This is a genomic window from Bacillus sp. MM2020_4, from assembly GCF_011250555.1.
Classification (GTDB): domain Bacteria; phylum Bacillota; class Bacilli; order Bacillales; family Cytobacillaceae; genus Neobacillus.
This window is the reverse complement of sequence record NZ_JAANMZ010000030.1, coordinates 28,317-44,559: the sequence shown is the minus strand read 5'-3', so window position 1 is coordinate 44,559 and position 16,243 is coordinate 28,317. Positions and strand designations below refer to the sequence as shown.

General features: G+C 40.6%; 14 protein-coding genes. 12 read left to right on the top strand and 2 right to left on the bottom strand.

The window, feature by feature from the left end; all coding sequences use genetic code 11:
* Positions 1–198 precede the first annotated feature (198 nt).
* The 3 genes from G6554_RS17380 (at position 199) to G6554_RS17370 (ending at position 3,207) form a co-directional block, all read left to right on the top strand.
* Positions 199–1,269, top strand: a complete 1,071-nt coding sequence (locus G6554_RS17380; protein ID WP_166244134.1) for a hypothetical protein — start codon at positions 199–201, stop codon at positions 1,267–1,269.
* A 15-nt stretch (positions 1,270–1,284) separates the two neighbouring features.
* On the top strand, positions 1,285–2,109 hold the full coding sequence (locus G6554_RS17375; protein WP_166244132.1) for a coiled-coil domain-containing protein: 825 nt from the start codon (positions 1,285–1,287) through the stop codon (positions 2,107–2,109).
* Between the two features lie 168 nt (positions 2,110–2,277).
* Positions 2,278–3,207, top strand: a complete 930-nt coding sequence (locus G6554_RS17370; RefSeq protein WP_166244130.1) for a glycoside hydrolase domain-containing protein — start codon at positions 2,278–2,280, stop codon at positions 3,205–3,207.
* A gap of 126 nt (positions 3,208–3,333) precedes the next feature.
* On the opposite strand, the gene G6554_RS17365 is transcribed toward G6554_RS17370, so the two are convergent.
* Positions 3,334–5,028 carry a ribulokinase gene (locus G6554_RS17365; protein WP_166244128.1) on the bottom strand — a complete coding sequence of 565 codons (1,695 nt, stop codon included), beginning with the start codon at positions 5,026–5,028 and terminating at the stop codon, positions 3,334–3,336.
* Between the two features lie 250 nt (positions 5,029–5,278).
* Between G6554_RS17365 and G6554_RS17360 the strand changes: the two genes are divergently transcribed.
* From G6554_RS17360 to G6554_RS17320, 9 genes are all read left to right on the top strand, one after another.
* Complete coding sequence (locus tag G6554_RS17360; protein WP_166244126.1) at positions 5,279–6,385, top strand: alcohol dehydrogenase catalytic domain-containing protein; 1,107 nt, start codon at positions 5,279–5,281, stop codon at positions 6,383–6,385.
* A 216-nt stretch (positions 6,386–6,601) separates the two neighbouring features.
* Positions 6,602–7,363: a DeoR/GlpR family DNA-binding transcription regulator gene (locus G6554_RS17355; RefSeq protein WP_166244124.1), complete on the top strand. Its 762-nt coding sequence runs from the start codon at positions 6,602–6,604 to the stop codon at positions 7,361–7,363.
* Between the two features lie 487 nt (positions 7,364–7,850).
* On the top strand, positions 7,851–8,894 hold the full coding sequence (locus G6554_RS17350) for an ABC transporter ATP-binding protein (protein WP_166244122.1): 1,044 nt from the start codon (positions 7,851–7,853) through the stop codon (positions 8,892–8,894).
* A gap of 1 nt (position 8,895) precedes the next feature.
* Positions 8,896–9,774: a carbohydrate ABC transporter permease gene (locus tag G6554_RS17345; protein ID WP_166244120.1), complete on the top strand. Its 879-nt coding sequence runs from the start codon at positions 8,896–8,898 to the stop codon at positions 9,772–9,774.
* A gap of 27 nt (positions 9,775–9,801) precedes the next feature.
* Entirely contained in the window at positions 9,802–10,635 is an 834-nt protein-coding gene (locus G6554_RS17340) for a carbohydrate ABC transporter permease (RefSeq protein WP_166244118.1), read from the top strand.
* A 53-nt stretch (positions 10,636–10,688) separates the two neighbouring features.
* Positions 10,689–11,984, top strand: coding sequence for an ABC transporter substrate-binding protein (locus G6554_RS17335; protein WP_166244116.1), 1,296 nt, complete (start codon positions 10,689–10,691; stop codon positions 11,982–11,984).
* 112 nt (positions 11,985–12,096) lie between these two features.
* On the top strand, positions 12,097–12,855 hold the full coding sequence (locus G6554_RS17330) for a glycerophosphodiester phosphodiesterase family protein (protein WP_166244114.1): 759 nt from the start codon (positions 12,097–12,099) through the stop codon (positions 12,853–12,855).
* 43 nt (positions 12,856–12,898) lie between these two features.
* Complete coding sequence (locus G6554_RS17325; protein ID WP_166244112.1) at positions 12,899–13,393, top strand: MgtC/SapB family protein; 495 nt, start codon at positions 12,899–12,901, stop codon at positions 13,391–13,393.
* Positions 13,394–13,430: 37 nt separating this feature from the next.
* Positions 13,431–14,507 (top strand): phage baseplate protein, encoded by a 1,077-nt coding sequence (locus tag G6554_RS17320; RefSeq protein WP_166244110.1) that lies wholly within the window; start codon positions 13,431–13,433, stop codon positions 14,505–14,507.
* A gap of 212 nt (positions 14,508–14,719) precedes the next feature.
* On the opposite strand, the gene G6554_RS17315 is transcribed toward G6554_RS17320, so the two are convergent.
* Positions 14,720–16,084 carry a L,D-transpeptidase family protein gene (locus G6554_RS17315; protein ID WP_166244162.1) on the bottom strand — a complete coding sequence of 455 codons (1,365 nt, stop codon included), beginning with the start codon at positions 16,082–16,084 and terminating at the stop codon, positions 14,720–14,722.
* Positions 16,085–16,243: the final 159 nt, after the last annotated feature.

Sequence of the window (16,243 nt, the reverse complement as noted above, 5' to 3'; positions counted from 1 at the left end):
TAGGAATGCTGCTTTGAATAGTGCATTTAACATATTTGGTAAAAGAACTCTTATCGTAAGCCCATAAAAGTGTTAAAATATTTGGTATATATTATCGAATTCTGCCAAAAGAAGGTAACGCTATATGTCGAATAGACTCATTACAAATGAATCGTCTGCAGATTTTGTGCGGAGAAATGCAGGAGTTGGCCTTTAGATATGAATCTATCCCTTACTAATTTTCATAACCGTCGATTTGAATGGGTTTTTCAAGCGAAGACGGAATTTATTCAGCGCTTTGCAGGTAAAGCAGAGTCCTCCACCATAATAAAGGAAGTTTTGCAAACAGAGCTGGAAAGTCCTGAAGTGAATGAGTTGTCTGTCAATCGTCTAACGATAGTGTATAAAGAGGCAGACGAGGCAAGGAAGCTAGAGCTTGAGCAGTATAAAGAAAGAATGAAACAGCAGGATGAATTAATCACAAATCAACAGCTTTTACTAGATCGTAAAGTGGAAGAGGCTGAAGCGCAGTACAACCAAATTAGCAAGAATATCGAGGTCTATGAGGCTTTTTTGAAAAAGGTTGAATTAAAAAATATGGACCCTGACTATATCGGTGATTTGGTCAATGACATCATCGAATATACACCCCATCATAGAAAAGCGAGTGTCATAAATGATGATGTGTTACGATTGCAGGAAATGGTGGCAAGTGAGCTGGAGAATAAGTTTAGAAGAATCAAGCAGGAAGCGGGTATGTTAAAAATGGGGATCAGTCATCTATTAGAAATTCCCTATTTACCTCCGATTCCAAGGGTTGAGCAGAAAATTGACGCCTTTTGGCTAAAAAGCACCTATGAAAAAACAATATTGGAGATACGCGCTATTGCCTATGAATGGGTGACGGAAATGTATCATAACTATAATCTTCTCCTTACCCCTATTTTTAAGGCAGCCTTTGAGCAAAAGGACCATTTTTTCCAAGAGGCGGAGGCATTGAAGCTTGTTACTACCGAAAAAACAAGACGACTGGAAAGAGATTTAGCAAACTACCAAAAAGTAAAAGCCGAGCTTGATGCCCGCTATCAGAATGTTCATCAATTATGGAATCAGGACCGTGAGCATGCATTACAGCTGCAAGGCTGTTTAATCAAGTATTGGCTTGAGTATAAGGAAGAGTTACAGCGTCACTTCCACTATGGGAATGCTGAAGAACGATGGCTTGCGGCAAAATACTTGCAGCTACTAAGGCAAGACGGTGAGAAACTTATCAAATCGTTACATGAATGAGGAGGGCGGCAAAAGATGGGTACCACACAATCACCAACAAAAACGGAATACGATAAAGCAATGGATGAATTAAAGAAGTTAAACGATGATCTTTTTTACGATGACTTTAAGGAGAAAATCAAACTGTTAGAGGATCATCTCCTACAGCTAACCATGAATAGTACTTCTGATTTTAAAAAGGAAGCAGAATCCGTCGTTGAACAGGCTAATATGGTGGTCCGGCAAATGGAAACGCAAAAACAAGAAATCCGCGAGCTAATGGAAGCGGTTGAGAGCAGTAACAAGGAATTATTGGATCATGCTGTTGCCTCCATTGAATCTGTTTCTACGCATGTAACAGAATTTACTCAGAAGATATCGGATTCAGACGAAAGAAATAGACAATTTTTAGAGCAAAACGAAGCCTTTGTTACCCTTGCAAGAGGACAGATTGCACAAACCGAGGAAAAATTGGCTGCCCATATGGTGGCCTTTCAGCAAACCGAACGTCACTTGGAACAGCTGAGAACCTCGTATGAAGGCATGTTCCAAAAACATTCCGAGTCGATCAAAAGTATTATGGTGGTACGGGAAGAAGCGTTTATCGATAAAGTCGAGCGTCAGTTTGAAGAGTGGTCTGCAAAACAATCGGAGCAGGGCGAGGATCTGCAAAGACAAGTAGATGCTTTGATCAAGGCACAAAGCAAACAAAGCGTTGAAATGCTGGAAGCTATCTCGAATAAGATGGCTAGCAGGGAAGACGTAGCTGGTAGTGAAAAAAGAAATGCCCTTAAAATGAATGTTCTTCTGTCGGTTGTTGTGATTGAAGCTATTTTAATAGGGATTGGATTTTTTATGTAGAGTAGCGTCCATATCATTTTCCAAGGTGCGAGTCCTGCTGTTCTTAAGCAGTGGGACTCGCACCTTTTGTTTATAAGAGGGAACGGTCCTCATTCTGCCTGCCCACACGCCCATATGACCAGTAGAATACCTTGTTAAAAAGATTGTCATATGGAGGGAATAGATGATATGAAAAAACGCAAATGGTTTTGGAATGTTGTTTTAGGTACCATCATTTTGGTTCTCCCATTGCTTCTTGTTTTCTTCAACCATCAGACACCCCAGAATATTGTTCATTCGCCGCAATCAACACAAGAGAATTCAACCACTCATTGGGAACAGAGCCAAGAAACCTCAGCTAACGGGGAGAATCCACCCCCAGCTGATACAAGTACACAAGAGGAGCCGCCGCAAACAGACTCGGGGGATCAAGGAGAGCAGCCTCAAGAAAAACCAGCTCCCGAAGAAAAGCCAACTATTGTTTGGGGGATAGACACTGCTTCGAAAATAGACCAAGCCTTTCTACAGTGTGTAAAGGATAATTATGGAGAACCAGCTGTGATCGGGAGGTATTTGGAAACCAAAGAAGGCATATCAATGGGTTTAACTAAAGAGGAAGCCACTTTACTTCATGAGCAAGGGGCCAAGATCTTACCGATTTTCAACCATTTCACAGACGCAACCGGTTATGAAAATGGGGCTGCGGAGGCCAAGGAAGCCGTTTCCTATGCTCAAAAAATAGGAATTCCTGAAGGAGTTGCACTCTTTGCAGATATCGAACCAAAATATCCGGTCGATGAGGCCTTTATTCGCGGATGGGTGGAACCTCTAATGGAATCGCCTTATAAGCCGGGTATTTATGGGGTTCTCACACCTGAAAGTAAGTTGTCCGCTGCCTATCAATCGGCAGTTTCAAAAAATAAGCAGGTTCAAGATCAAACCATTCTTTGGAGCAGTAATCCAGACCCTGGTGTCACACCAAAGGATCAGGCACCAGCTTACGCGCCAGGCGCACCTGAAAATGTGAATATTTCCATCTGGCAATATGGAATTGATGGGAAGACGTGTAATATTGACACCAACCTTATCCAGTCTTCAGTTTTGGAATCGTTGTGGTAAGGGCCCAGTCCCGCTGCATAGTCAGTGGGACTGGAATCGTTCATTAGGATAATCTGCGATCCTGCGACCTGTGCTAACAATATAAAGTAGGGAATATGAGGCAGGTTTCAACTCTTTTATAGGCTCTTAATGAGACGAATCCTGAAATGCAGCAGGAGAACTGCTTCTGTGCTTTCCAAGTGTTTTCATCAATTGGAGATGCTGTATTCCGAAATAATTGTGCATTTTTTCATAGTAGGTAAAGATAGTTTGATAAAGTGAAGCGCCTTCCTTAGTTGGATAATATGTTTTTTCGATTGGCTGAGCCATATATTGGATTGCGTGTTGTATGTTGTTATAGCCACCATTTTCAGTGCCTGCTGCAACAGCTCCTAAAATTGCGGCACCAATAGCCGGGGCATGATCTGATTGGGAAACCTTAATCGGTTTATTTAGAATGTCCGCATAAATCTGCATTAATAGAGCATTCCGATTAGGTAATCCCCCGGAGGCTACGACTTCATTAATCTCCATACCCCATTTTTGATAGGTGTTCATAATGATTTTCGCACCAAATGCTGTACTTTCTAGATAGGCACGATAGATCTCTTCGGGCTTTGAATGAATGGTTAATCCAATCAAAACACCTGATAAATTAGAATCAGATAATATGGAGCGATTGCCGTTATGCCAATCAAGTGCAAGCATCCCATTCTCTCCAGGTGATAGGGCGCTTGCCTTTTCCTCTAATAGATCAAATACAGAGATACCTAACTTTTCTGCCTCAAGATTATAGGTTTGGGGAATGTGCCCGTTGACATATGAACCGAATAAATCACCGACAGCAGATTGCCCAGCTTCATATGCATACAATCCGGGGATAATGGCATCTTTGACGACACCAGAAATTCCGGGTATTTCCTTGAGTTCTGGATGAAGCATAAGGTGGCAAGTAGAAGTTCCCATAACCATTAGCATGGTATTTGGTTGAGATACTCCCGTTCCCAAAAGGGCCGAATGGGCATCAATAATACCAGTTGCAATTGGCAATCCGATGGGAAGTGACAGCTTATCGGCCCAAGGCTTTGTCAGGGAGCCGGCACATGTTCCGATATTTTTAACCTGCCCCTGTAATTTTTCAAGGAGAGTTGAACCGAATTTGCTATCAAGTTCGTGAAAAAACTCTTCAGGAAATCCCTCTGATTCATTCCAAAATGCTTTGAAACCTAAGGAACAATTATTTCTAGTGATGGTTGAAGTAAGGATGGAGACAATCCAATCCGATGCTTCCATAAAGTATGCGGTATTGGTAAATACGTCAGGGGCATTTTCGAAAACCTCTAAAATTTTCGGGATGGCCCATTCTTCGGAAACGTTATATCCTAATCTTCTTAACCATTTCTCTTTTCGCTGTGTTGCCAGGTGGACGATTTTCTCTGTTTGAGGCTTCGTGTGATGATGTTTCCAAAGTTTTACCCAGGCATGATGGGAATGCTGAAACGCTGGATCAAAGCATAACGGTGTTAATTCATAATCTACAGGTACTAGTGTAGATGAAGTAAAATCAACACCTAGACCGATGATTTGCTTTGGATTGATTTGAGCTTTTGTAATAGCGGAAGGAACTCCTTCTTCTAACACATCAAGATAGTCTTGTGGGTGCTGAAGTGCACTTCCTTTTGGAATCTGATTTGAATAAAAGGGTAAGGTTTCGGTTATAACATTATGACGATAGGGAACAATCTGTGTTGCCTTTATTTCTCCTGTATTGACATCTACGATAACAACTCTTCCTGATTCAGTGCCGTAATCAATACCGATTGAATAGTGTGAATCTCCCACTTACAAATGCACCTCCTTAAGTAAAGGTATTTTCAATGTTCTTTTTTTTTAGTTTAACAAGAGTGAGCAATAATGAGCAATATATTTTTAGAAAATTTTCCGTTTTTGCTCTATTTCACTTGACAATCCAATTTTTAAGCATATATTATTTATTTACAAGTGGAAATGAATAAAAATTTTATGTATATAAACATAAATGAACATTTCAATTGTTTTTTTATGGCATTGTATAAAATGGAGGAGGAGAAATATGCAGCAAAAGGCAGCAACAACCGTTATGTCGCGAACTTTTAGACTTGTTAAACCTGGGGAAGTAGAAGAAATGGCAATTGAGCGAACGATTCGGGATGGTGAAGTAGTCATTGAACCGTCAATTGCCAGTATATGCCACGCAGATTTACGTTATTACTTGGGGCAAAGAAGGGCTGAAGCCTTAGAGAAAAAGCTGCCTATGGCACTTCTTCATGAGGGAATCGGCAAAGTTATCGTTAGCAAAGCAAACGATTTGAAGGTAGGCCAGCGAGTGGTGATTGTTCCTAATATTCCGGGCAGCTTAATTGAAAAAGGTGTGTCAGAGGATTGTAGTTTTATCCGTGGGAATGATTTTAGAGAAAACTACAGCGAAAAGAATGAATTTCTGGGAAGCGGTTACGATGGGATCGCACAAAATTGCTTAGTCTTACCTGCTCAATGTGCCATCCCTATCCCTGATTCTATTCCAGATGAAATTGCGGTTCTTTGTGAACTGTGTACAGTATCTTACCGTGCGATTAGCCGGGTAAAAGAGCAGCTTATGGCATCAAACACGAAAGTGGCTGTATTTGGTGATGGGCCTGTTGGGTATTTGACGGCAGCTCTAATCAACCGAATTTACGGACTTGATTCTACTAGATTAAAAGTGTTTGGAGCCATCCCGGATAAGCTTGCCCATTTTCACTTTGCCGATTGTTCCATGGTGCAGGATTTTGACTTTTGTTCAGCAGAGAAAGTGGATATAGTGGTGGAATGTACAGGCGGGAAATTTAGTGAAAGTGCAGTAAATCAAGGAATTGATCTCCTCAAACGCGGCGGTTCCTTAATTCTTATGGGTGTAACCGAGGATAGGGTTCCGATTAATACCCGGGATGTTTTGGAAAAGGGATTGTCATTGTATGGGAGCAGCAGAAGTTCGATTCCGGACTTTCAGGCAGTGGTTTCCGCCATGCAGGATAGGGAGTACCAAAAATTACTACGTGCCATTCTTCCGACAGAATTTACACCTATTCGAACGGTGAATGACTTTAAAGAAGCGATGGATTCTGCAGGACAGCATAGGGGATGGAAGAAGGTAATTTTAGAGTTTAATTGGGCACAATAATCGTTATCATGAATGGATAGTCTATCGAACCGGATATTCTGGAAGATAGACTATTTTTTATGGGATGATTTGCAGGAAAAATGAAGGTTTAATTATGAATTATTCTTTAATAGTGTATTCAAACTGTTGACAATTAGAGCTTAATAAACATAATCTTAATATATCCTTAACAGAGATAAACAAAATTAAAAATATTTTTATATGGGAGTGATAATATTGCTAGCTGCCGAGAGAAAACTGAAAATCATTGAATATGTTAAGAAGAATAATGTTGCATCGGTATCTCAATTGTCAGAAGAATTCAATGTGCATGAAGCAACTATACGACGGGATCTGTCAGAAATAGAAAGGGAAGGTCGTTTAAGAAGAACCCATGGCGGCGTCGTGCTAGCTGATGGAATCAGTTCAGAACCGTCATTTACCGTCCGTGCCACTGAAAGGGTTGAAGAGAAAGAACGGATTGGTCAAAAGGCAGCGGAGCTGATTAATGAAGGTGAGTATATCATTCTGGACTCTGGAACGACCACACTGCAAATTGCAAAGAATTTAGTAAACAAAACGAATATAACAGTTGTTACAAATGATATAAATATTGCTGCAGAACTAAAGGATTCTAAAGGGATAAAAGTAATCGTAACGGGCGGGATTCTTTACCCTGAAAGTTTTATGTTAAATGGAATGGTTACCAATGATGTCTTAAAAACGATTCATGTCCATAAAGCGTTTGTTGGCACGCCGGCTATTCACCCCAAAGTTGGACTTACTCATTTTGAGGAACAGCTTGTTCCTGCCAAGATTGGGATGATTGAAGTAGCTGACGAAGTGATTGTCGTAACAGACCACACAAAAATAGGTGGGATTTCTCTCCATAAGGTAGCCTCCGTGGAGAAAATTCACAAGTTAGTAACGGGAATCGAAGTCTCAGAGCTACAAATCCAACTTTTTAAAGAGGCGGGGGTAAGTGTTTTAACTGCTTAAAGAGTCTATAGAGCATCTCTTCTATTTGTTAGTGATCTTCTTGATCGGTTCACTAACCAAAGAACGAGGTGTTTTTATTTTTAAAATAGTAGTTCAATACGTCGCGGAATTTACAAATTTTGTGAGTAGAAATAAACATTAATGAACATAATAGTTGTTTGTTTTGGTCTTTCCATTTAAAAATTCAGAAAAATTCAGAAAAAACATTGACAACTAATCGAATTTAGGATATTTTTTATTTAAACAAATTTTAAATACTAATGAACATTATTTTTTACAAAATAAACATTTATGAGTGAAAGGGCGCATAAAGTGCAATATAACTATCAATAAAGCAAATTTAGTTAAAGTTTATACTAGATTTCTAGATTGATCACAGATTCGCTTTCGTGATTCTTTATTTGGAAGGGCTTACAGTTATTCCTAAAGATATATTGGACATATGGTAACTATAATAGAATCAACATAAGATAAGGGGGAATTGTTCTTGGCATCCATCGAGTTTGTAAATGTAACAAAAGAATTTGATAAAAAGGCCATTATTAATAACTTGAATTTAACAATAGAAGATGGTAAATTCACCGTTTTAGTAGGTCCATCTGGGTGTGGGAAAACCACCCTTTTACGAATGATTGCAGGGATTGGCCCACAGACGTCTGGTTCTGTTCTCATTGACGGGAAGGACATTACGGATATTGCCCCCGGGAAAAGGGGAGTAGCAATGGTTTTTCAAAACTATGCCATTTACCCGACCATGTCCGTGCGAGAAAATATTGAATTTGGCTTAAAAAATAATAAGGTTAAAAAAGCGGAAAGAACTCAATTAGTAGAAAGCATTAGTGCTTCGGTTGGCCTATCAGAGTATCTGGATCGTAAGCCGTCTACTTTATCCGGCGGTCAGCGCCAGCGTATTGCGCTGGCTCGTGCGATGGTAAAAAACCCATCCGTATTTTTAATGGATGAGCCGCTTTCAAACCTTGATGCAAAACTTAGAGCGCAAATGCGAATTGATTTGATTGAATTACATAAAAAATTAGGAACGACTTTTGTTTATGTAACCCACGATCAAGTAGAGGCAATGTCGATGGCTGATACCATTGTTCTCATGAATCAGGGTCTTATACAACAAGAGGCGCCGCCAGAAACCATTTATCATGAGCCTGCTAATTTGTTTGTCGCACAGTTTATTGGTGTCCCACCGATGAACATTGGTGATTTAGGAGTAGATGGAGTGAAGTTTGGTTTTCGTCCAGAGAGTGCTGTAGGATCGCTTGAGAGAGTAGAAGCGCCATTTTCCATCCAAGGAGAGGTAGTAACAAGAGAAATGCTAGGTTCAGAGACTTTATATAAGATCAAATGCAAGGATGCTTCATTTATGATTAAGAGTCTAGAAGACCGGTTCGCTGTGAATCAAACAGTATATATTGGTGTTCCTGTAGAGAAAATGTACTTCTTTGGAGAGAACGGGGACCGAATTCAAAAGCATCATGAGAAGTATTCTGACTATATTAAGGCGCTAAGGGGTTTGTAGGATGAATAAAAGGAGAGTATGGGAAGCGATCCGGCCGTATGTAATGATTGGTCCCGCCATGATTGGTATTGGTCTTTTTGTTATATACCCACTTATCTATTTAATTTATTTAAGTTTCTATAAGTACAACTTGCTTAATAAATCGATGAGTAAATTCATTGGGCTTGATAATTACGTGCAAATTTTCAGCAGGGGCGATTTCTATAAATCACTATCCAATACAGTGATTTACACGGGTGGTGTCGTAATCTTAACGATGGCATTATCTTTACTCATTGCCATCTGGCTTAGTAAGAGGACACGCATTAATGCAATCGTACAAGCTGGTATTTTTACCCCGCACATCATTTCGATTGTATCCGTTTCCCTTATCTGGCTATGGATTATGGAACCAAATTTAGGGTTTCTCAACTATATTTTAAAAACGCTGCATTTGCCGACATCCCAATGGCTGCAAAGCTCAAAAACGGCGCTACTTTCGATTATTATCGTTTCTGTCTGGCAGGGAATCGGCTACTATTCACTCATTTTAGTTGCAGCCCTTCAAGGGGTATCGCCAACCATTTATGAAGCTGCGGCACTTGATAATGCCAGCAAATTTAAGGTGTTTCGCAAGATTACGTTACCGCTTATCTCTCCACAAATGTTTTTTATCCTTGTCATAATGACGATTGGATCGTTTAAGGTTTTTGATACGGTAAGAATTATGACGGGAGGCGGACCGAATAATGCAACCAACACCCTTGTTTACTATATTTATACGTTTAGAACCACCAATATTGGTTTTGCTGCAGCAACAGGGGTAGTATTAATGTTCATTATCGGAATATTAACAATCATCTATTTCCGCTTGATGGCAAAGAAGGTTCATTACCAATAGACGGTCACGACTTGGGGGTGCTGTTAGATGAAGAAATTGAAAGCCAAAAATATGTGGCTGACACTAGATACGATCTTAAAAATTGCGATATTACTTGCTTTTATCTTCCCGTTTTTATGGATGATTTCCACATCGCTGCAGACGTTGAAGGAAACGATGAATTTTCCGCCGACAATCATTCCGGAGATTCCGCAGTGGATTAACTTTGTTGATGCAATGACATCAGGGCCGTTTTTAACGTATGCGAAGAACTCCTTCATCATTACTTTTTCGATCATTATCATTCAGTTGCTCGTGATGATCCCGGCAGCCTATGCCTTTGCAAAATATGAATTTGCCGGTAAAAATATCTTATTTGGCTTAGTATTAATCGCTTTTATGATTCCGGGACAAATCACCTTTATTCCTATCTATTTAATGATGGCGGATTGGGGTATGATTCAAACGCTTTTACCGCAGATCTTGCCATTCATGGCGAATGCTTTTGGTATCTTCCTCTTGCGGCAGTATTTTATGCAAATTCCGGAAGAAATTATTGAGGCGGCCAGACTCGATAATGCCAATGAGTTTAAAATTATGTGGAAAATCATGGTGCCAATGTCAAAACCGGCATTAGCGACGATCGGGCTCTTCAGTTTTGTTAGCCATTGGAATGACTATTTCTGGCCGCTTGTGATGACAGACTCAAATGAAGTAAGACCCTTGACGCTTGGAATTTCCATGCTTAGGGAGACAGAGGGAATCAGTAATTGGCATATTATCATGGCGGGCAATGTGGTATTAGTGGTCCCGATTCTCATCGTCTACCTTTTCTGCTCAAAGCAAATTGTCAAAGCCTTTGTTTATTCAGGGATTAAATAAATCTTTAATCTCCTTAAAATAAAAAAATATATTAAAAAAACGGAGGGTGAGTTATGAAACGACTATTTTCACTTTGTGTTGCTGTACTGATGATCTTTTCTTTACTGGCAGCATGTAGCAGTAAGGAGGAAAAGACGGCTAGCACACCGAAAGATCAGGACAAACAGGAAGGTAAGACGACGATTCAGTTTTGGCACTCCCTTGGTGGGGTAAATGGGGAGTATATGGATGCCTTAATCAAACGGTTTAATGATAGTCAAGACAAAGTGGAAGTGGTGGGAACGTTCCAAGGTACATATGACGAGACTTCCACCAAGCTCCAACAAGCACTATCTGCGAACACTGCCCCAGATGTAGCTATGATTGAACGTGCCTATGTTCAAATGTTTGCAGAATCAGATGTGTTAGAGGATCTGAAGCCTTACTTTAAGAAAAGTGGTTTAAGTGAAGATGATTTTGCGAAAGGCTTGATGGGCCATTCAACTTTTAATAAAAAGTTGGTATCACTGCCTTTAAACAGATCAACGCCGATCCTCCATGTGAATAAAACGATGTTAGATGAAGCTGGACTTAAAGTTCCAACAACCTGGGATGAGTTGAAGGAAGTCTCCAATGCCTTGGTGCAAAAGGAAGGAAATGAAATTAAGCGTTATGGTTTGACCATGCCGTATGATACGTGGTATCCAATTGCGATGATTTCTCAATCAGGAGGAAAATTCTTTAATAAGGATAATACCTCTGATGGATTTAATAAAAACGGTATTGGTAAAGAAGTCTTTGGATATCTGAAAGATTTGCAAAAATCAGGTGCCCTTTACTATCCACCGGCACAGGATTCCGGAAATATCGTCAATCAAATGTTTTCGAGCGGTAAAGTGGCGATGATGTTCCAATCAACAGGAACCATTGGCGGTATCGCTCAAAATTCCGATTTTGAGTATGTTACGGCATTTTTACCGAAAAATGACGAGTATGCAACACCAACTGGCGGCGGCAACGTGTCCATGATAGCAAACAGTAAAAATAAAGAGGCAGCGTGGGAATTTATTCACTTTATGATGGATGATCCGCAGGGATTGCAACAATTTATCCTAGAATCCGGCTATCTTCCTTTTACAAAGAAAATGGCAGAATCAAAAGAGATTCAAGAACTATGGGCGAAAGAACCGAATCGTAAGACGGCATATGAACAATTAAAATATGCGACTGATACAAATAAAAATACGGCATGGCCAGAAATTATGCATGAATTCTTCTCCGCAATTGAAGCGATTATGTATGATGATGCCGATATTCAAAAATCGCTCGATACCTTTACGAAGGAAACGGAAAGAATCTTAGCCCAGTAATCTATTAACAAAGTAGAGCCTATCAGAAATACAGACACGATCATCATCCATTCTGTTTTTTGTAGATAGGCTCTTTCCTATTATTTTTGAAAAAGAAAGGGATGCAAAAAGTATGATAGAACGACTGAAAGAGGGCTCTTCCATTATTGTTGCTGGACATCGGGGATATAAATCTGCCTTTCCGGAAAATACCTTGCTTGGATTCCAACAGGCAATAGACTTGGGGGTAGAGATGCTTGAGTTCGATCTAAGGCTCTCAAAGGATAAAGTGCTAATGGTTATTCATGATGATTCGCTTGATCGAACCACAAATGGATCGGGGAAGGTCAGTGATTATTCTAAGAAGGAATTGAAGGAATTTGATGCCTGTAATGGGTTCAGTGATTTTGGGAAGCAGGAAATACCAACCTTTACTGAACTTTGTGAGCTGCTAAAGCCCTGCCAAGACATTTTATTAAATGTGGAAATTAAACCAAGTGTCGATGCAAAGGAAGTGGCGGATCAGGCGATTGCCATGCTAAAGGAGTATGGCTATCTCTCACGGTGCGTTTTCACGAGCTTCGATGCGGATATTGTTGCGTATATTCATGATGTATATGGTCTTAAAACGCAAGGATTTCCAGGAGAGATTATGTTTCATTTTGCACCGGGTGATAACGGCACTTACTCAAAAATGTGGGCGGTGGGTGTCAGTATGAAATTGTTAACGCCAGAAAGGGTTCAATTTTTTAAAGAGCAAGGAATTTTAGTTTGGTGTTACTGTCCTGATGATGAACAACAGGTACTGTATGCGCTGGAATGCGGGGCTACTTTATTGACCTGTAACAATCCTGTGCCAGCACTGTCCATTCGTGAAAAGGTAGGAAAATAACGGCGATAGGAAGATAGAGTATGTTAAGGGAGGAGGTGGACGCATGGATGCTATCTTCTCCATTGCAAGAGATTATGAGATGTATATTCGTGTAGTTGTTAGTACCATTCTCGGTTTTCTGATTGGATGGGACCGGGAGGCAAAGAATAAACCAGCAGGACTAAAAACCTATATGTATGTTTGTGTTGCAAGTACATTAATTACCTTGCTTTCTATTTACAGTGTGGATAAGTACGGTGATATGAATAGCTTGACACGAATGGATCCGATGCGATTGACTGCGCAAATTGTGTCTGGTTTGGGGTTTCTTGGTGCAGGTGTCATTCTAAAAGATGGAACGAGGGTAAAGGGACTGACTTCGGCTGCTATGATTCTCTTTGCAGGTGGAGTTGGGATAGGAATAGGTGCAGGGTTTTATGGGATTGTGATATTTTCGGTGTTCGTCTCACTCCTGCTGGCTAGGGTTGCCAGCTTTGTTGAGAAAAAAAAGACGGTCCGTCTAAATAAGCAACTTAAAGACAAGGGAGTAGGGGCGTAAAAAAATTGAACGTTCATTTATTATGCGGAGGTGCGAAGTGAAATTTGTACATGATTCTAGCAGGAAATTGAATGGTAATCGGTTGGGTAAAGGGTTGGTAGCGAAGGTGGTTGTAGGGGCACTGGCGCTTAGTCTATTTTCAATGGCACCATTGGATAGTAATGCAAAGCAGCCTATTCCTAATTCGAAGGTATTTGACCTAGCGGCTCCCGGAAAAGAATTGATTCGTGACAAGAGATTGTACAATGGCACAGTACAACAATCATTTGCCTTTGATAATGTCAATCAGCATATTTATATTGTTCAACTAATGGCCGGTGGACAGCAGCTGCCTGGGGAAGATTCACCTGTAAGCGGAACAAATCGTGGAAAGCAAGGGGATTTAACCTTAACCAAGCTTGATCTTGACGGTAACATATTAGGTCATATGTTTCTTAAAGGATTTGGCCATGGTGTCCAAATGGGGGTAGAAGTTGACGGGGATACGCCATATTTATGGACCGAAACGGATTCTGTTGCAGAAGGTAATGATGGTTGGGGAACCCAGCTTGCTAGATTTACATTTGAAGATGGAGCAATATTGACCCCGGATTCCCCGCAGCTCGAAAAACATCGCTTAATTGATGGGGCCGACCGTACAACGGTTAGTATCGATCCTGCTAATGAATTATTAACAATGCGTTATCGTAAAGAAGGAGTCTTCCATTTCGCTTTATTTGACTTAGAACAGGTGAAGCAGAACAACTATGTCCCTCTTGCTGATGTGCTCCAACCACCGATGGGGACCTTTCAAGGATTTACTTCTTATGGTGGGTACTTGTATACGTTAGAGGGTAATGCCTATGGCAGTAGTGGTTCAGTCGAGCCGTACGGTAATACGTATATCACTTCTGTAGATTGGAACACGGGAAAAGTAGTGGATCGAGCGTTATTCACTGGAGGAGATTCCCTTACCTTTAGAGAGCCAGAGGGCCTGGCCATCCGTATACCAAATATAAAGCACCCGCAAAAAGCCCAGCTTGGTGTAGGATTTGCCTCCAACTTCACTCCTGATAGATGGGGGAATGTTTATTACCTTGATCAACCTGTTCCGGAGGAAAGCCTAAAACGCTAATGTTGCATGAGAGCGGTTCAATACCGTAAACATACCAGCCAATTAGCTGCTTAATATAAAACTCTAACTTTCGGGGGTCACATCAATTTTATGCTAGTAGTGCCTTGCCCTTTTCAACGCTAAAATAAAAATGTGCAAAATTTTTGATTGCTCAAATTTAAAAAAATGTCAGAGCCTTCAATGGGCTCTGACATATGATTGGATAATGTTTATTAATAAATAATAACAGGTTCATTTTTGCTAAGATTGTCATAAACGGTTTTCATGATACTTGGCTGTGTGTTGACGCAGCCGCCTGATCCTGCGTTGAGGTAGGCATCGCTTTTCCAGTTTGTCCGCCAGCTTGCATCGTGAAACCCGCATCCACTGAGGGTGAATGGTGCCCAATATTGGACTTTAACGGAATAACTCCCACCATGACCTGCACTTGTTCCTTCGAGTATGGAGGGTGTTTCTTTGTACATGATATACCATACCCCAGGTGGTGTATCTTCTTTGGTGTCATGTCTGCCGGTCACCACATTGGTGGTGAGGGCTAATTTTCCATTTTTATAAATCCAAATGCGTTGTTCAGCAATGGACACTTCAGCGTAGGTGTCACCGATGCCGTCGTTGGCGGTGGTTTTAAAGCCTGTGCCGTAAGTGCTCCAGCCAACTCCGTAAACATGACTCGCTTCGAGTGACTTTTCCCCTTTTTCAAAAGCTGCCTTTACTTGCTCTGTTTCCTTATCAACTTTCAGTGCCCAGCCATAGGATTCCCCTTTTACGGATATGACCGAACCGGAATGGGTTTTAAAGGAAAAATTCTTTTTTAAGGTGGATTGGGCATTGTTAATTTCCGTTACCTTGTTTTTAATATCCGCTGGGTCAATCCTTACTTGCATATCCTTTGTCACGGTGGCGTTCTTTATTAAATCGCTGCCATTTAAGGTATACACAGTGTCCTGCACTTTATAATCAACGGTCCGTTGCACAAGTTCCTGCAACGTTTTCTTTTCCCTTTTTATAATCGGGTTGTCCGCTTTAATCGGTTGTATGTAGGCGGTCTTCAGATGGATTTCACTTGTATAATCATGGTTTTGGTAAGCCTTCATTAACTGAGCGACATCATGCTGCTTCCCATCCACGCTTTCAGAAACGATAATTTTCCCTTGTTCCAAGCGTGCCTCTGCATCTTTGGGAACTAGTAAGCTAGTATTCATGGAAATTAGCTTATCCTTTACAAGCTTTTTCAGTGTTTGGGTTCGGTACTGGTCGGTTTTGCTTGGCTGCAGCCTATAATTTTTTTCCTTTGAGGAAGGCCAAAACGTCTGCTGCCTTTTTAATAGTTTCTTCACACTAGGTAAATCCTTCGCCGTAAAGCCCATTTTCGTGTCTCTTCCATCGAAAATTTGCTCTTTTCCTACATAGACTTTATTTTTTAAAACAGATGACGCTAATTTTTTTAATGCCTGGTCAGCAGTTAGTCCGCCGACTTTTGTGTTGTTGATTGTGACATACTTATTGAACTGGGTGGATTGATGATAGTAGATACCTGCAAACACAATCGCTAAGATACCTATAACACTACTTACCATGATTATTTGAATTTTACGCAAGACCTTCACCTCGTTGGCGGAATAGAGCTTTATTATACCAAAAAAAGGAGAAATAAGGTGTGGTTCTTTGCTTTATTTTCTGCAGGCAATTACGGTGCCAAGTACCAGACAGTAGGTCAGTAGTTCACAATAACTTCA